The organism is Flavobacterium eburneipallidum, from assembly GCF_027111355.2.
Taxonomy (GTDB): Bacteria; Bacteroidota; Bacteroidia; order Flavobacteriales; family Flavobacteriaceae; genus Flavobacterium; species Flavobacterium eburneipallidum.
Genome location: NZ_CP114291.2, coordinates 748,400 through 764,216, shown reverse-complemented (window position 1 = coordinate 764,216; position 15,817 = coordinate 748,400). Strand labels below are relative to the sequence as shown.

Here is a 15,817-nt window from a genome sequence, read left to right as displayed (position 1 = left end):
AGAAACAATGTTTTATAAAAGTCGTTGTTTGTTTATTTCTAATAATTCCAGAATTCTGGTTTTTAAACTTTCAGGTTCCAATATGGTGGCGTAATCTCCAAACATCAGATACCAGCGCGAAAATCCTTCCAGTGTATCACAAGACATAAAAGTCATTTCGATTTTGTCGTCTATTATTTTTTCAGAAACAAAGCCGTGGTATTTTCGTTCGTATGCCAGATAGTTGGCAATTTTTTTATCTACTAGAATCCGGATTTTGGTTGTTGGAACATTTTTGTTTTTATCCAAATAAGTTTCCAAAGCATCGTGTTCTATAGAGAAAGGAATTTCCGTTTTTTCAATTCCGTGAACCCGATCTGCTCGAAATTGTCGATAATCTTTTCGTAAATGGCAATAACCCAACATATACCAATTGTTGTTGTCGTGAAAAACCCCAACAGGTTCAATATTTCGCACCGTAATTCCATCCGATTGAATCGCTTCATACGAAAGAATAACTTGTGTTTTTTCGGCTATACTTTCAAAAAGAGTGGACAAAGTATTCGGTGATTTATCATTGAAAAGCTTTTCGGAAGATTGCATCAAAACGCTCGATTCAATGCTGGAAACCCAATCTTTATCATCGCTTCGAAGTACAGCTTTTAGTTTGTACATCGCCGAAGCATAATGATTTCCTAGAGTCGCATCAGTGAATTTCTGCATTAATTTTTCTGCAGCAATAAAACTGCTGGCTTCCTCTCGGGTAAACATTACAGGCGGTAATCGGTAGCCGTCCATTAAGGCATAACCAACGCCAGCTTCACTGTAAATAGGAACTCCTGAAGCTTCCAAAGTACGAATGTCACGATAAATAGTCCGCAAGCTGACATCAAAACGATTCGCCAATTCCTGTGCTTTTACAATTTTTTTGGATTGCAATTGGATCAAAATAGCAACAATGCGGTCAAATCGTTTTGGGGTTTCGTCGAGCATTTTATGAGTTAAATGTTTGTGGATAATGTCTCAAAGATACATTTCAAAAATTATAAATTTTTAGAAACTTCATCCCAATCTAAAAGTCTTTCTGGATTCGTCTTTGATTTTTCTATTCGTTCCAAAACAATTTGTTGATGCTCAACGGGAATTTTATTGTCTTTTTCCTCCATTTTTTAATTATTCATTATATCCAATATCAACATAACTATGCTCAATTATTGTGTTGTTTGGTATTTTGGAATTAATTTTTAAAATTAATTTTATTATTTGTTCAATCAATAGAAGTTTCTCGAAGGGATTAATTTCAACATATTTATTTTTATGTAGTTCTAATTTTTTTTCAGTTTTATCAATAATTGAAGATTTATCATTTATGATAAAAAAATCATAGTCCCAAGTGTGAAAATGTCCGGTGTGTATAGTATTTCTTAATGAAAGATAAAATTTGAATAACAATTTGTTTTCTTCGCTGATATTTTCAAACAATTGAATTTTATTGTTATTAGTTAAGTTTTCAAATGTTTGAGAAATTTTAAAATTCAAAATTTTATTATTTGAATTTTCGTAATATTTTGCAATTAATCTAATATGTGCTTCTATATACATAAAAGTATTTATAAAAAATGCATCAATTTGATTGTGTACAAAATTCGAAATAAACGTTTTAATTTCAATATCACTATAATGCTCATTGCTGTTATTTTCAAAAAGCCACTTTTTATTGATATTTTTGCTCAAAATAAGTGAGGTTCTAAAATCTTGAATTCGCGTTGCAACTAAATCAAGAGTAACGTTCCGAATATCATTTTCATTATGTTTATTTATTTCGCCAGAAATCAAATTATTTAAATTTTCTAAATTATCTATTAATTGATTAATTTCTTTCATTATTAATTTTTGATGTAAAAATAAACAAAAAAACCTGACAATTTTCATCATCAGGTTTTCTCTATTATCTATTCGTCTTTTATCTAAAAAGTCTAAAATCTAGTCATTCAATTTCAAAACAGCCATAAACGCTTCTTGAGGAATCTCAACATTTCCAACCAGTCTCATGCGTTTTTTACCTTTTTTCTGTTTTTCCAATAATTTACGTTTACGGGAAATATCTCCACCATAACATTTGGCGGTAACGTCTTTACGTAAGGCTTTTATCGTTTCACGGGCAATGATTTTAGCACCAATTGCCGCCTGAATCGGAATATCAAATTGCTGTCTCGGAATCAGTTCACGCAATTTCTCACACATTTTTTTACCAATATTGTAAGCATTGCTTTCGTGAATCAAGGCAGAAAGGGCATCCACGGATTGGGCATTCAATAAAACGTCTAATTTTACTAATTTAGAAGTACGCATTCCAATTGGAGCATAGTCAAAAGAAGCATATCCTTTGGAAACCGTCTTCAATCGGTCGTAAAAATCGAATACAATTTCGGCCAATGGCATATCGAAATTCAATTCCACTCTTTCGGTGGTCAAATAAGTTTGATTGGTAATTAATCCTCGTTTTTCGATACACAAACTCATTACATTCCCAACAAAATCAGCTTTGGTAATGATAGTCGCTTTGATATAAGGCTCTTCTACTCGGTCTAAACTAGAAGGCTCTGGCAAATCAGAAGGATTGTTGACTACAAGTGCAGTTTCAGGATTTTTCTTGGTGTAAGCCAAATACGAAACGTTGGGAACCGTAGTAATCACAGTCATATCGAACTCACGTTCCAATCGCTCCTGGATGATTTCCATGTGCAACATTCCCAAGAATCCGCAACGAAAACCAAAACCTAAAGCCGCAGAACTTTCGGCAGTAAATACTAAAGAAGCGTCGTTTAATTGCAATTTTTCCATCGAAGCACGCAACTCTTCAAAATCTTCGGTGTCCACTGGATAAATTCCGGCAAAAACCATTGGTTTCACATCTTCGAAACCTGTAATCATATTTGTAGTTGGCGTTTTGGCATCCGTAAGTGTATCCCCTACTTTTACTTCTTTCGCCTCTTTAATTCCCGAAATCAAATAACCCACATCTCCAGTCGAAATGACATTTTTTGGCACTTGATTTAGTTTCAACGTACCAATTTCATCCGCAAAATATTCATTTCCAGTAGCCATAAATTTAATCTTCTGACCCTTTTTGATTTCTCCGTTTTTCACACGGAAAATAACCTCAATTCCACGGAATGGATTGTAATGTGAGTCAAAAATCAAAGCTTGTAATGGTTCGTCTTTATTTCCTTTAGGAGGTGGGATTTTCTCAATAATGGCAGCCAAAATATTTTCGACACCAAAACCAGTTTTCCCCGAAGCGTGAATAATATCCTCCAGTTTGCAACCCAATAAATCAATAATATCATCGCTAACTTCTTCAGGATTGGCACTTGGTAAATCCACTTTATTCAAAACTGGAATAATCTCCAAGTCGTTTTCCAAAGCCAAATACAAATTCGAAATCGTTTGTGCCTGAATACTTTGCGCAGCATCTACAATCAAAAGAGCCCCTTCACAAGCCGCAATCGAACGGGAAACCTCATACGAAAAATCCACGTGTCCAGGAGTATCAATCAAATTCAGGATATAATCCTCGCCTTTGTACTTGTATTCCATCTGAATGGCGTGACTTTTTATGGTAATCCCACGTTCGCGTTCCAAGTCCATATTGTCAAGCAATTGAGCCTTTTCCTCACGAGCCGTAACGGTTTGTGTAGCGCCAAGAAGTCTGTCGGCAAGCGTACTTTTACCGTGGTCAATGTGTGCAATAATGCAAAAATTTCTTATGTGTTTCATTCTTTGTGTATGTCAATTTATGTCCAACTGAGCGCAGTCGAAGTTTGGGCGTGTTCACTGCGGCGAACAGACTATCGTCACAAGCTCTCTCAAGCAAGCAATTAATCTGCAAATATAGTTTAAATTCAACAGTTTCAAAGCGCTTCAATCACAAACTACTTGGTTTAAGACTCAATGGAAATATGTATGTGCTAAAAAATAACCGCAGATTCGCAGATTTTAATAAAATTGGTATTCAAAATCAATGAATTTAAGTACGAGTTAGACTTTCAAAATCATAAAAATCAGATTTTCGATAAATAAATCTGTGAATCTGCGGTGAAATACCTCATTTGCTCGCTTTATTCTTTTATCTTTTTTCTATTCTATCAAATCATCTATCTTTGCAAAAAAATTACCCTTGATAAAGATTGGCAACATAAAACTTCCTGATTTTCCGTTACTTCTCGCACCTATGGAAGATGTGAGCGATCCGCCGTTTCGCAGATTGTGCAAACAACACGGAGCCGATTTGATGTATTCCGAATTTATTTCCTCCGAGGGATTAATTCGCGACGCCATCAAAAGCCGAATGAAACTCGATATTTTCGATTACGAAAGACCCGTTGGAATCCAGATTTTTGGAGGAGACGAAGAAGCAATGGCATTGTCCTCTAAAATTGTTTCTACGGTAAATCCAGATTTAATTGATATTAATTTTGGCTGTCCCGTAAAGAAAGTCGTTTGCAAAGGCGCAGGCGCAGGAGTTTTGAAAGATGTCGATTTGATGATTCGCTTGACGCAAGCCGTTATCGACAGCACACATTTGCCAGTTACAGTAAAAACCCGTTTGGGCTGGGATGATAATTCTATTAATATTGATGAGGTTGCCGAGCGTCTGCAGGATATTGGTGTTGCTGCTTTGAGCATTCACGCCCGAACCCGTGCCCAAATGTATAAAGGCCATTCGGATTGGTCACACATCGCCCGAGTGAAAAATAATCCCAGAATCACAATGCCTATTTTTGGAAATGGCGATATTGATTCTCCCGAAAAAGCATTACAGTATAAAAATGAATACGGCATCGACGGCATTATGATTGGTCGTGCTGCCATTGGCTATCCTTGGATTTTCGATGAAATCAAACATTACTTCAAAACTGGCGAGCATTTAGCAAAACCAACTGTGTCGGACAGAGTAGAAGCTGTTCGCAATCACTTAACCTGGGCAATGGAATGGAAAGGTGAAAGACTCGGAATTGTAGAAACACGTCCGCATTATACCAATTACTTTAAAGGAATTCATTCTTTCAAACCTTTTAAACAACAATTGGTTACTCTAGACCGTCCCGAAGAATTATTTGCTGTTTTGAATGAAATTGAAGAAACTTATTCGGGATATGAGGTGGTTTAGAAAATAAAGAATTTGAAATTATTGTTCTCCAATTTTCATTATATTTGTTATTAAATAACCTTGATTATGAGTGTTCAAACCGAAAAATCGCTTTTAATTGATTTACTTCAAAATATCAATGACGCTTCTATTATTCAGAAAGTGAAGAATTTTGTTTTGCACGAAATTGAACCTGTTTCGTTATCCGAAAAGCAAAAGAAAGAATTAGATAAAAGACTAGCTGAACATCAAGAAAATTCTAAATCTGGAGTTGATGCGTTTGAATTTTTAGATTCCTTAAAATCTAAATATGAGTTATAACAAACTCACTTTAAAAACAAATACAGCGGTTGAAATCGAAAATGTAATTGCACATTATGCTTCAATCAATATTGTTTTAGCAAAAAGAATCGAAAAAGAAATACGATTAGGTTTAAAAATTATTGCTAAAAATCCTGAAAGTTTCCAGTTTCGTTATTCTAAAATCAGAATATTTTGGTTGAATAAATTCCCTTATGGTTTGTATTATATTTGGGAAAATAATGAAGTGTTTATTTTAGCATTTTGGCATTCCAAAGAAGATATCCCAAACAAGCTTCCGCAGATTTTATAATCAATCCAACAACTTCTTACTTACACGACTACTCGCAATCAATGAAGCAATAAAACCAAGGGAAACAATGGTTGCAAACACAATCAACACGTTTTCTATTGTAAAATCTACTGGATAAGCTAGGGTTGGAGTAATCATTATCAATTCAAAATGTTGTTGCAGTAAAACGATTGCAATACCTAAAGTCAATCCAATTATTCCACCAAAAACGCTTAACAAAGTACCTTGAAGCAGGAATATTTTGCGTAAATCTTTGATGTCAGTTCCTAGATTTAAAAGTGTTTTCAGGTTTCCTTTTTTGTCCAGAATCATCATGATTAATGCACCAACCAGATTGAAAAGGGCAATAATAATGACTAAAGTAAATATGAGATAAACCGCAAGATTCTCGGTATTCAGCATTTTATACAGTGATTCGTTGAGTTGCGCTCTGTTTTTTACTGTGATTTTATTATTGAAAATAGTTTGAAGTTTATTGACAATAGCTTTTTCATCAGCATTTTTATTCATCTTGATTTCAATTCCTGAAATTTGGGTGGGTTTATACTCCAATAATTCTTGAGCCAAACCTAAATCAGCAAACACATATTTAGAATCCAATTCTTCGCTAATTGCATAGACTCCTACTGGAATTATCACCTCTTTATTGAAAGCTTCCGCTGGATTTTCGATATTGCCTTTTCCCGGTTTTGGTGCCAGAACTTCCAATTGATTTTTAAAATCCAATATTCCCATCGAAAATTCCACAGCAGTTCCATAGCCAACCACTACTTGATAAGTATCTTTTTCGAGCCAATCCCCTGTATAGATTTTTTTCTTAATTGCATTTACTTTGGTATAACTAGAATCAATTCCTTTGAGCCAAGTAACTTCTTGTTTTCCGTTGAAAGTAAATAAAACACGTTCTTCTATTATTTTGCTGTAAGAAGCAATACCTTCAATTTGTTTGATTTGATTTTCTTGAGATGGAGAAACTAGAAAAGATTTTCCCAAAGTACTGCTAACTTTCAAATCAGGATCAATATCATTGCTAAACGAAAGGCTGAAGACTTTTAATCCGCTAAAAACGGACAAAACCACAAACAAAGCCATCGCACCAACGATGATTCCCACACTAGCAATGCGATTGATGATGTTGATAGCATTATTTTTGCTGCTGCTAAAAATATACCGTTGGGCTATGTAAAGAGGAAAATTCAAATTTTATTGAAATCTGCGTTTTTCTAAAAGATCACGATTTTCTATAGGATTTTCTTTATTAGACAAAGCATTGTCTATTTTTTCTATGTAATCTAATGAGTCGTCTATAAAGAATACTAAATTAGGCACTTTTCGCAATTGCAAACGTACTCTTTGAGACAAATCGTGTTTTATTAATTTAGAATTCGCTTTTATTCCCACTAAAGTTTCTTGGGCTTTTTCTTGAGGAAAAATACTTAAATAAACCGTGGCTACGGATAAATCTGTAGTCACACTAACTTTGGATACCGAAATGATTAAATTCGTAAGTCCGTTCTTTCTCACTTCACCTTGTAGGATGTCCACCAAATCTTTTTGGATAACTCCGCCTATTTTTTTCTGTCTATTTGTTTCCATGTTGCAAAAATACGATTTTTTTGAAGCTCCAAAGACTCTAACAGACAAAGTTTAGTTCTTTTAGATAATTAAAACGTGAAATTTGACAATCAGCCAAAAGGAATGTCTTATAGGATGATTCTAATAATCAGTAGTTTCTGTTTTGAAAGTGATACTGATTTGAATATAAAAAATCTATTTCTAAAAATATTTGGAACAAATATAAAATAGTAGTAATTTCGCATCCGCAATAACGGTCCTATAGCTCATTCGGTTAGAGCAACTGACTCATAATCAGTAGGTGCTTGGTTCGATTCCAAGTGGGACCACAAAAAAACCTATAAATCAATCGATTTATAGGTTTTTTTTTACAATTAAAATTCAACAATGCTTTTTATCGGTAAAAAATGTATTTTAATCGTTAAAAAAATTGTTTCCTAACAAAATATAAATAACTTTGTAGGCGTTAATTAATTAAAACCTAGGAGGTTTAAACACAAAATCTCTTTGTTTTGTTATTTATTAATAATTTATGAAAACAATTATGTATAGATTTTTTGTTTTAATTGCTTTGTTTTTTTTCACAGGAAGTATTATTGCCGCACCAAATCCTCCTTCGCCAAAAAAAATACCGCCACCGCCACCTGGATTACCCATAGACGAAAATATTTATTTTTTGATATTAATAGCATTAATCTTTAGCTTCTATAGTATTCTAAAATACCAAATAAAAACAAAGGCTTCAATTTAAATTGAAGCCTTTGTTTTTATTATTATAATACGATTTATTTATTTGAATACAAACGAGAAACATATTTACCAATGACATCAAATTCAAGGTTCACTTTTGTCCCTTCTATAAAAGTATTAAAATTAGTATGTTCAAAAGTATAAGGAATAATTGCAACACTAAATTGGTTTTTACCAGAATCTACTACAGTCAAACTTACTCCATTTACAGTAATCGATCCTTTTTCGATAGTAATATTTCCAAGTGATTCGTCATATTCAAAGGTATATCCCCAGCTTCCGTTGGTTTCTTTTGCTACAATACAAGTCCCAATTTGATCTACGTGTCCCTGAACAATATGACCGTCCAATCGATCACCTAATTTCATAGCTCTTTCAAGGTTAACAATATCTCCAGTTTGCCAATGGGAAATATTCGTTTTTTTTATTGTTTCATCAATAGCAGTTACAGTATATTGATCTTGATTAATATTAACAACTGTCAAACAAATCCCATTATGAGCCACACTTTGATCTATTTTAAGTTCATTAGCAACGGAAGATGTTATTGTAATATGTAGATTGTCTTTGTCTTTTTTTATTTCCTGGATTTTACCAAGGGTTTCTATGATTCCTGTAAACATTTCTTGTTTTATTTTACTAAATTTGCACTTCAAAATTAGCAATAAATAACTTGATGTCATGACAAAAAAAGCAGAAAATATAATCGTCGGAATTTCAATAGGAGATTTAAACGGTATTGGAAGCGAAGTAATTCTTAAAACATTTGAAGATTCTCGAATGTTGGAATTATGTACACCAGTTATTTTTGCCAATGTAAAAATTCTATCCTTTGTAAAGAAAAGTTTGGAATCTACATCTATGCTTCACGGAATTGATAGATTAGACCAAATTGTTTTGGGAAAAATCAATGTATTAAATGTTTGGCAAGAAGCCGTAGATATAAAATTTGGCACTACCGATGATAAAGTGGGTAAATATGCCATCAAATCTTTTGTTACAGCTACTAAAGCTTTGAAAGAAGGATTGGTAGATGTATTAGTAACAGCCCCTATAAATAAGTACAACATTCAATCGGAAGATTTTAAATTTCCGGGACATACAGATTATTTAGATCAGGAATTGGAAGGAAATGCTTTGATGTTTATGATTCAGGATAACTTGAGAGTGGGACTATTGACAGATCATATTGCTATTAATGAAGTTGCATCACATCTTACAGAGGAATTGATTGTAAAAAAGATTGAAACTATTAAACAGTCATTGATACAAGATTTCAGCATCAACAAACCAAAAATAGCGGTATTGGGATTGAATCCACATTGTGGAGACGGTGGCGTTATTGGCAAAGAAGACGATGTAGTATTGAAACCAGCATTAAAAAAAATATTCGAAAAAGGAACATTAGTATTTGGTCCCTTTGCTGCCGATGGCTTTTTTGGAAGTAATCAATATGAAAAATATGATGCTATTATTGCTACTTATCACGATCAGGGACTAATTCCTTTCAAGACTTTATCATTTGGAAACGGAGTAAATTACACAGCTGGTTTGAATAAAGTACGAACTTCCCCAGATCACGGAACAGCTTATGATATTGCTGGAAAAGGAATTGCGGATTATAATTCGTTTAAAGAAGCTGTTTATGCTGCAATTGACATCTATCATTCAAGAAATCAATATGCAGAAATCAGCCAAAAACCCTTGAAAATAAAAGAAAAATAGATATAAACAAAAAAAGATAAATAAGATTATTAGGTTTACAATAATTTTATATCTTTGCACTCCCGAAGTTTCGGGCAAATTGTTGTTGAAATGGAGAAGACAAAAGAATTTTTAATTCCTTTTATAGGATTAAAGCTAGGGAAACATCATTTTGAATATCAGGTAAGTAACTCGTTCTTTGAAATCTTTGACTATCACGAATATAATAATTCGAATATCAAAGTAAATGTAGTTTTAGAGAAAAAAAGCACCATGTTGGAGTTGGCCTTCAAACATAAAGGAACAGTAAATGTTCCTTGTGATATGACAAACGAAGAGTTTGATTTGCCAATAAAAGGAAGTATGAAATTAATTGTTCGTTTTGGAGATGTCTTCAATAATGACAATGAAGAATTGCTCATTTTGCCGCATGGAGAATATCAAATAGATATTGCACAGTATATATACGAAATGATTGTATTATCAGTTCCTCTAAAGCGAATTCATCCAGGAGTTAAAGATGGCAGCCTAAACTCTGAAGCCTTAACAAAACTGAAAGAATTGACAGTAAAAGAACTGAAAAAAGAGAATAAAAAAGAAGAAAATATTGACCCGCGTTGGGACAAATTAAAACAACTATTAACGGATAAATAATATAGTAAAATGGCACATCCTAAAAGAAAAATCTCGAAAACAAGAAGAGATAAGAGAAGAACACATTACAAAGCTACTGTAGCTCAAATCGCTACTTGCCCTATTACAGGTGAAGCACATTTATACCACAGAGCTTACTGGCATGAAGGTAAAATGTACTACAGAGGTCAAGTTGTTATAGATAAATCTACAGCGGTTGCTTAATACATCTATGTAAATGATAATCAAACTCTCACAAGCAATGTGAGAGTTTTTTTGTTGTTTATAATTTTCATTAAATAAGAGTGATTAAAACGATAAGAATTCGATTTTTTTTGTAATTTTCGAGTTCTTTTAGCAATTTTTCAAATGGAAGCATTTGACAAGAAATAACTGAATATAATGAATAAAATTACAGCCGCAATTACTGCTGTTGGAGCTTATGTTCCAGACTACGTGCTTACAAATAAAATTCTCGAAACATTAGTAGATACTAATGATGAATGGATAACCTCTCGTACGGGAATAAAAGAAAGAAGAATTCTAAAAGATGACACAAAAGGAACTTCTTTTATGGCCATAAAAGCCGCTCAAGACTTGATAACAAAAGCCAATATCGATCCTTTAGAAATTGACATGGTAATAATGGCAACTGCAACACCAGATATGCCAGTGGCAGCTTCAGGAGTACATGTTGCAACTGAAATCGGTGCAAAAAATGCTTTTGCCTATGATTTGCAAGCAGCCTGCTCTAGTTTTTTATTCGGAATGTCCACTGCAGCAGCTTACATTCAATCCGGAAGATATAAAAAAATACTACTTATCGGAGCTGATAAAATGTCATCTATAGTAGATTATACCGACCGAACTACCTGTATCATCTTTGGCGATGGAGCTGGTGCCGCTTTATTCGAACCTAATTATGAAGGATTAGGATTGCAAGACGAATATTTAAGAGGAGACAGCATTGGTCGTGATTTTCTTAAAATTGATGCTGGTGGATCTTTACATCCAGCAACAACCCAAACGGTTGAAGAAGGAAGACACAATATCAAACAAGACGGAAAAACAGTTTTCAAATATGCTGTGACTAATATGGCTGATGCTAGTGAAATGATTTTGAAAAGAAATAATTTGACCAATGCAGATGTAGATTGGTTAGTTCCACATCAAGCCAACAAACGCATTATTGATGCGACCGCAAGTCGAATGAATTTAGAAGACTCTAAAGTCTTAATGAATATAGAAAAGTACGGAAATACAACTTCTGCCACCTTACCATTAGTACTTAATGATTTTGAAAACCTATTCAAAAAAGGCGACACCATCATTTTAGCCGCTTTCGGAGGAGGATTTACATGGGGTTCTATTTACTTAAAATGGGCATACGATAAAAAATAAAATTTAAACCAAAAAAAACAATAATCATGGATTTAAAAGAAATTCAAAATCTAATCAAATTTGTAGCAAATTCAGGAGTTGCTGAAGTTAAATTAGAAATGGACGATGTTAAAATCACCATTAGAACCACTTTGGAAGGAAATGTAGCTGAAGCAACTTATATCCAACAAATTCCAGCTCAACCAGCTATTCAGCCAGTTGCAGTTCCTCAAACCATCGCTCCAGTAGCTCCAACACCAGCTGCTCCAGCAGTAGAGAATTCTAATTACATTACTGTTAAATCTCCAATTATTGGAACTTTTTATAGAAAACCATCTCCAGACAAACCAATGTTTGTAGAAGTAGGCAGCACTATTGCTAAAGGAGATGTACTTTGTGTAATTGAAGCCATGAAATTATTCAACGAAATCGAATCTGAAGTTTCAGGTAAAATCGTTAAAATTTTAGTGGATGATATGTCACCAGTAGAATACGACCAACCATTATTTTTAGTAGATCCCTCTTAATCAATTAAAAATTATTAATTAAAAATTAAAAATGCTTGAAGTATCTTTTAATTTTTAATTCAAAATTTTTAATTTTTAATTTAAAAAAAGATGTTTAAAAAAATATTGATTGCCAATAGAGGAGAAATTGCTCTTCGCATCATCAGAACCTGCAAAGAAATGGGCATCAAAACAGTAGCTGTTTATTCTACTGCCGATGCTGAAAGTTTGCACGTAAAATTTGCAGACGAAGCAGTTTGCATTGGTCCACCTCCTAGTAATTTGTCTTATTTAAAAATGTCAAATATTATTGCAGCTGCAGAAATTACTAATGCAGATGCCATACACCCTGGATACGGATTCCTTTCTGAAAATTCTAAATTTTCTAAAATCTGTCAAGAACACGGCATCAAATTCATCGGAGCAGCGCCTGAAATGATTGACCGTATGGGTGACAAAGCTTCGGCCAAAGCAACAATGAAAGAAGCTGGAGTTCCGTGTGTACCTGGTTCAGATGGATTATTAGAATCTTTTGAACAAACCGAAAAATTAGCCAAAGAAATGGGCTATCCTGTAATGCTAAAAGCAACTGCTGGTGGTGGTGGAAAAGGAATGCGTGCTGTTTGGAAAGAAGAAGATTTACTAAAAGCTTGGGAAGGTGCTCGTCAGGAATCGGCTGCTGCTTTTGGAAATGACGGAATGTACATGGAGAAACTGATTGAAGAACCACGTCATATTGAAATTCAAATTGTTGGTGATTCTTATGGAAAAGCATGTCACCTTTCAGAAAGAGATTGTTCAGTTCAACGTCGTCATCAAAAATTAACAGAGGAAACTCCTTCACCATTTATGACCGAGGAATTACGTCAAAAAATGGGTGAAGCTGCAGTAAAAGCAGCCGAATACATTAAATACGAAGGTGCAGGAACAGTAGAATTTTTGGTAGATAAACACCGTAATTTCTACTTCATGGAGATGAATACTCGTATCCAAGTAGAGCACCCAATAACGGAACAAGTTGTTGATTATGATTTGATTAGAGAGCAAATACTAGTTGCCGCTGGTGTGCCAATTTCAGGTAAAAATTATTTACCACAATTACACGCTATCGAATGTCGTATCAATGCCGAAGATCCATATAATGATTTCAGACCTTCGCCAGGAAAAATCACTACGCTTCACATGCCAGGTGGTCACGGAGTTCGTTTAGACACTCACGTTTACTCTGGTTACACGATTCCGCCAAATTACGATTCTATGATTGCTAAATTAATCACGACGGCTCAAACTCGTGAAGAAGCTATTAGCAAAATGAGAAGAGCTTTAGATGAATTCGTAATCGAAGGAATTAAAACAACCATTCCGTTCCACAGACAGTTGATGGATGAACCGCGTTATATCGCTGGAGATTATACCACCGCTTTTATGGATACTTTTAAAATGAATGATCCTGAAAAAAACTAGATTCTAGTCATATAAAAAATCCCGTCAAATTGACGGGATTTTTTGGTTCAAAAACAATTGAAATACTACAAAGTTTCTTTCAACCATTTGTAAAATTCTCTTTGCCAAACGATAGCGTTTTGAGGCTTTAAAACCCAATGATTCTCTTCTGGAAAATACAAGAATCTACTTTTTACACCTAATAATTGTGCGGCCTGAAAAGCTTCTTGGGCTTGTCCAATCGGCACTCTAAAATCATTTCCGCCTTGAATAATTAGTATAGGCGTATTCCATTTTTGAACAAAATTAGCAGGATTAAATTGGGTAAATATTTTTTGAGCAATCGCATTATCCTTCTCCCAATAAGCACCACCCGATTCCCAATGACTAAAGAAAACTTCTTCGGTCGTTCCGTACATACTTTGAGTATTGAAAACGCCATCATGTGCAATGAAAGTTTTGAAACGATTGTTGTGAATTCCTGCTAAATAAAAAGCAGAATAACCTCCAAAACTGGCTCCAACGCACCCCAAACGGTTTTTGTCAACGTAAATTTCTTTAGCGACATCGTCAATCGCTGAAAGATAATCATCCATTACTTGTCCGCCCCAATCTTTGCTAATTTGTTCGTTCCATGCTACACCATGACCTGGCATTCCACGGCGATTGGGAGCAACCACAACATAACCTTGAGCTGCCATCAATTGAAAATTCCAACGAAAAGAATAAAATTGAGTCAACGGAGCTTGTGGACCGCCTTGACAATAAAGTAATGTTGGATATTTTTTAGTAACATCAAAATTAGGGGGAAGAATCAACCAAACCAACATTTTTTTACCGTCAGTGGTAGTTACATACCTTTTTTCGGTTTTGCTTAACGCCAATGAATTGTATATTTCCGTATTTACATTCGACAATTGCTTCCAGCTTTTTGTTTTTAAATGATAGCTAAAAATCTCGGACGCATGATTCATATCTGTTCGATTCACAATGACAGAATCTCCCGAAAAACCAACAATATCTACCACATCAAAATTGCCATTGGTGATTTGAATGACTTGTGGCATTTTTTTGGTCAATCCAGGGAAATCAACTTCAAACAGCTGTAATGTTCCATCAACAGGAGCTACAAAATAGACTTTTTCTCCGTTTTTACTCCATTTGAAATTTTCCACCGTTCCGTCCCAATGCGCTGTCAAATTGATATTCATTCCTTTGAAACTAACAATAATATCGTTTTTGTCAGCTTCATTTCCGTCACGTTTCATTTGCAACCATGTCAAGTTTCCTGTTGGAGAAAACACTGGATTGGTGTCATAACCCAAGTTTGGCTCGGTTCTGTTAATTGTTTTTTTGGTTTCTAAATGATATTCATAAATATCGGTATTGGTGCTAGTTGCATAAGCGGTTCCTGATTTTTTCTTGCAAACGTATAAAATGCTTTTGCTGTCTGGCGACCAAATATAATCTTCGTCTCCGCCAAAAGGTTTTTGTGGACTATCAAAAGATTCACCACTCAAAAGGTCGACTCCTACCCCATTCTCTGTACTCTCTTTGTAAAAAACATGATTAAATTTACCTTCATTCCACTTATCCCAATGGCGATAATCCAATCCGTTATACACTTGAACATTTGATTTTTCGAGTTCTGGATAAAAATCTTTACCATGCACTTTGTCTATTTTTACTTCTTCATGATACACAACATATTTTCCATCTGGAGAAACGTTTTTGTCTTTCAGAACTTCTTTGGTTGTTGTTATTTCTGTTGGTTTTCCACCATTTATAGGCAAAGCATACAACTTAGAATTCGATTTGTTTTCTTCAACAGAAGGAAAATCTACTTTATAAATTATACTTTTTTCGTCTTTAGTAATTCCTAAAGTGGTTATTCTTCCTAATTTCCAGAGCAGTTCTGGAGTCATTACACGCTGCGCCATTGCATTTAGATTTATCATTATCAATGTTATATATAGTACTTTTTTCATAAAACTTGGAAATTTATTATTTCTTAAAAATACAAATTCTAAATGTTTTAGGAACTGTTGTTTTATGGTTAATTTTGAAAACGGAAATATTTTT

The 15,817-nt window shown here is 34.1% G+C and carries 18 protein-coding genes and 1 tRNA gene; 11 read left to right on the top strand and 8 right to left on the bottom strand.

Annotated elements, in window-relative coordinates:
• Nucleotides 1–12: 12 nt before the first annotated feature.
• From OZP15_RS03260 to lepA, 4 genes are all read right to left on the bottom strand, one after another.
• Entirely contained in the window at nucleotides 13–972 is a 960-nt protein-coding gene (locus OZP15_RS03260; RefSeq protein WP_269227052.1) for a helix-turn-helix transcriptional regulator, read from the bottom strand.
• A gap of 50 nt (nucleotides 973–1,022) precedes the next feature.
• Nucleotides 1,023–1,145 (bottom strand): hypothetical protein, encoded by a 123-nt coding sequence (locus OZP15_RS03255; RefSeq protein WP_269227051.1) that lies wholly within the window; start codon nucleotides 1,143–1,145, stop codon nucleotides 1,023–1,025.
• Between the two features lie 7 nt (nucleotides 1,146–1,152).
• Nucleotides 1,153–1,863 carry a hypothetical protein gene (locus tag OZP15_RS03250; protein WP_281336991.1) on the bottom strand — a complete coding sequence of 237 codons (711 nt, stop codon included), beginning with the start codon at nucleotides 1,861–1,863 and terminating at the stop codon, nucleotides 1,153–1,155.
• A gap of 99 nt (nucleotides 1,864–1,962) precedes the next feature.
• Nucleotides 1,963–3,759, bottom strand: coding sequence for a translation elongation factor 4 (gene lepA, locus OZP15_RS03245; protein WP_269227049.1), 1,797 nt, complete (start codon nucleotides 3,757–3,759; stop codon nucleotides 1,963–1,965).
• Between the two features lie 400 nt (nucleotides 3,760–4,159).
• Here lepA and dusB point away from each other — a divergent pair, with 400 nt between their 5' ends.
• The 3 genes from dusB (at nucleotide 4,160) to OZP15_RS03230 (ending at nucleotide 5,744) form a co-directional block, all read left to right on the top strand.
• Nucleotides 4,160–5,152: a tRNA dihydrouridine synthase DusB gene (gene dusB / locus OZP15_RS03240; RefSeq protein WP_281336990.1), complete on the top strand. Its 993-nt coding sequence runs from the start codon at nucleotides 4,160–4,162 to the stop codon at nucleotides 5,150–5,152.
• Between the two features lie 66 nt (nucleotides 5,153–5,218).
• Nucleotides 5,219–5,452 (top strand): hypothetical protein, encoded by a 234-nt coding sequence (locus OZP15_RS03235; protein ID WP_269227048.1) that lies wholly within the window; start codon nucleotides 5,219–5,221, stop codon nucleotides 5,450–5,452.
• Nucleotides 5,442–5,744, top strand: coding sequence for a type II toxin-antitoxin system RelE/ParE family toxin (locus tag OZP15_RS03230; protein ID WP_269227047.1), 303 nt, complete (start codon nucleotides 5,442–5,444; stop codon nucleotides 5,742–5,744). The genes OZP15_RS03235 and OZP15_RS03230 overlap by 11 nt, the downstream gene beginning before the upstream one ends.
• Here OZP15_RS03230 and OZP15_RS03225 read toward each other — a convergent pair whose 3' ends face one another.
• Nucleotides 5,745–6,944 (bottom strand): ABC transporter permease, encoded by a 1,200-nt coding sequence (locus OZP15_RS03225; protein ID WP_281336989.1) that lies wholly within the window; start codon nucleotides 6,942–6,944, stop codon nucleotides 5,745–5,747.
• A gap of 3 nt (nucleotides 6,945–6,947) precedes the next feature.
• The gene (rbfA, locus tag OZP15_RS03220; RefSeq protein WP_269227046.1) at nucleotides 6,948–7,340 is read right to left on the bottom strand and encodes a 30S ribosome-binding factor RbfA; all 393 of its coding nucleotides are present in this window, start codon (nucleotides 7,338–7,340) and stop codon (nucleotides 6,948–6,950) included.
• 234 nt (nucleotides 7,341–7,574) lie between these two features.
• Between rbfA and OZP15_RS03215 the strand changes: the two genes are divergently transcribed.
• Together OZP15_RS03215 and OZP15_RS03210 are read left to right on the top strand one after the other, a co-directional pair.
• Nucleotides 7,575–7,648, top strand: a tRNA-Ile gene (locus OZP15_RS03215).
• Nucleotides 7,649–7,863: 215 nt separating this feature from the next.
• The gene (locus tag OZP15_RS03210) at nucleotides 7,864–8,070 is read left to right on the top strand and encodes a hypothetical protein (protein ID WP_281336988.1); all 207 of its coding nucleotides are present in this window, start codon (nucleotides 7,864–7,866) and stop codon (nucleotides 8,068–8,070) included.
• Nucleotides 8,071–8,104: 34 nt separating this feature from the next.
• Here the strand turns inward: OZP15_RS03210 and OZP15_RS03205 are convergent, their stop codons facing one another.
• The gene (locus tag OZP15_RS03205) at nucleotides 8,105–8,692 is read right to left on the bottom strand and encodes a riboflavin synthase (protein WP_269227045.1); all 588 of its coding nucleotides are present in this window, start codon (nucleotides 8,690–8,692) and stop codon (nucleotides 8,105–8,107) included.
• A 58-nt stretch (nucleotides 8,693–8,750) separates the two neighbouring features.
• Here OZP15_RS03205 and pdxA point away from each other — a divergent pair, with 58 nt between their 5' ends.
• The 6 genes from pdxA (at nucleotide 8,751) to accC (ending at nucleotide 13,756) form a co-directional block, all read left to right on the top strand.
• Nucleotides 8,751–9,794 (top strand): 4-hydroxythreonine-4-phosphate dehydrogenase PdxA, encoded by a 1,044-nt coding sequence (pdxA, locus tag OZP15_RS03200; protein WP_281336987.1) that lies wholly within the window; start codon nucleotides 8,751–8,753, stop codon nucleotides 9,792–9,794.
• 90 nt (nucleotides 9,795–9,884) lie between these two features.
• Nucleotides 9,885–10,427 carry a YceD family protein gene (locus OZP15_RS03195; protein WP_281336986.1) on the top strand — a complete coding sequence of 181 codons (543 nt, stop codon included), beginning with the start codon at nucleotides 9,885–9,887 and terminating at the stop codon, nucleotides 10,425–10,427.
• A 9-nt stretch (nucleotides 10,428–10,436) separates the two neighbouring features.
• Nucleotides 10,437–10,631, top strand: coding sequence for a 50S ribosomal protein L32 (rpmF, locus tag OZP15_RS03190; RefSeq protein ID WP_269227044.1), 195 nt, complete (start codon nucleotides 10,437–10,439; stop codon nucleotides 10,629–10,631).
• 177 nt (nucleotides 10,632–10,808) lie between these two features.
• Nucleotides 10,809–11,807, top strand: a complete 999-nt coding sequence (locus tag OZP15_RS03185) for a beta-ketoacyl-ACP synthase III (RefSeq protein WP_269227043.1) — start codon at nucleotides 10,809–10,811, stop codon at nucleotides 11,805–11,807.
• 26 nt (nucleotides 11,808–11,833) lie between these two features.
• Nucleotides 11,834–12,313 (top strand): acetyl-CoA carboxylase biotin carboxyl carrier protein, encoded by a 480-nt coding sequence (accB, locus tag OZP15_RS03180; RefSeq protein ID WP_269227042.1) that lies wholly within the window; start codon nucleotides 11,834–11,836, stop codon nucleotides 12,311–12,313.
• Between the two features lie 90 nt (nucleotides 12,314–12,403).
• Nucleotides 12,404–13,756: an acetyl-CoA carboxylase biotin carboxylase subunit gene (accC, locus tag OZP15_RS03175; protein WP_281336985.1), complete on the top strand. Its 1,353-nt coding sequence runs from the start codon at nucleotides 12,404–12,406 to the stop codon at nucleotides 13,754–13,756.
• Between the two features lie 65 nt (nucleotides 13,757–13,821).
• Here the strand turns inward: accC and OZP15_RS03170 are convergent, their stop codons facing one another.
• Nucleotides 13,822–15,723 carry a S9 family peptidase gene (locus tag OZP15_RS03170; RefSeq protein ID WP_281336984.1) on the bottom strand — a complete coding sequence of 634 codons (1,902 nt, stop codon included), beginning with the start codon at nucleotides 15,721–15,723 and terminating at the stop codon, nucleotides 13,822–13,824.
• Between the last annotated feature and the right edge of the window lie 94 nt (nucleotides 15,724–15,817).

Bases quoted from the DNA above. Each gene is read 5' to 3' on its own strand.
- OZP15_RS03260 (WP_269227052.1), bottom strand. From the start codon at position 972: ATGCTCGACGAAACCCCAAAACGATTTGACCGCATTGTTGCTATTTTG.
- OZP15_RS03255 (WP_269227051.1), bottom strand. From the start codon at position 1,145: ATGGAGGAAAAAGACAATAAAATTCCCGTTGAGCATCAACAAATTGTT.
- OZP15_RS03250 (WP_281336991.1), bottom strand. From the start codon at position 1,863: ATGAAAGAAATTAATCAATTAATAGATAATTTAGAAAATTTAAATAAT.
- lepA (WP_269227049.1), bottom strand. From the start codon at position 3,759: ATGAAACACATAAGAAATTTTTGCATTATTGCACACATTGACCACGGT.
- OZP15_RS03235 (WP_269227048.1), top strand. From the start codon at position 5,219: ATGAGTGTTCAAACCGAAAAATCGCTTTTAATTGATTTACTTCAAAAT.
- OZP15_RS03230 (WP_269227047.1), top strand. From the start codon at position 5,442: ATGAGTTATAACAAACTCACTTTAAAAACAAATACAGCGGTTGAAATC.
- rbfA (WP_269227046.1), bottom strand. From the start codon at position 7,340: ATGGAAACAAATAGACAGAAAAAAATAGGCGGAGTTATCCAAAAAGAT.
- OZP15_RS03210 (WP_281336988.1), top strand. From the start codon at position 7,864: ATGTATAGATTTTTTGTTTTAATTGCTTTGTTTTTTTTCACAGGAAGT.
- OZP15_RS03205 (WP_269227045.1), bottom strand. From the start codon at position 8,692: ATGTTTACAGGAATCATAGAAACCCTTGGTAAAATCCAGGAAATAAAA.
- pdxA (WP_281336987.1), top strand. From the start codon at position 8,751: ATGACAAAAAAAGCAGAAAATATAATCGTCGGAATTTCAATAGGAGAT.
- OZP15_RS03195 (WP_281336986.1), top strand. From the start codon at position 9,885: ATGGAGAAGACAAAAGAATTTTTAATTCCTTTTATAGGATTAAAGCTA.
- rpmF (WP_269227044.1), top strand. From the start codon at position 10,437: ATGGCACATCCTAAAAGAAAAATCTCGAAAACAAGAAGAGATAAGAGA.
- OZP15_RS03185 (WP_269227043.1), top strand. From the start codon at position 10,809: ATGAATAAAATTACAGCCGCAATTACTGCTGTTGGAGCTTATGTTCCA.
- accB (WP_269227042.1), top strand. From the start codon at position 11,834: ATGGATTTAAAAGAAATTCAAAATCTAATCAAATTTGTAGCAAATTCA.
- accC (WP_281336985.1), top strand. From the start codon at position 12,404: ATGTTTAAAAAAATATTGATTGCCAATAGAGGAGAAATTGCTCTTCGC.
- OZP15_RS03170 (WP_281336984.1), bottom strand. From the start codon at position 15,723: ATGAAAAAAGTACTATATATAACATTGATAATGATAAATCTAAATGCA.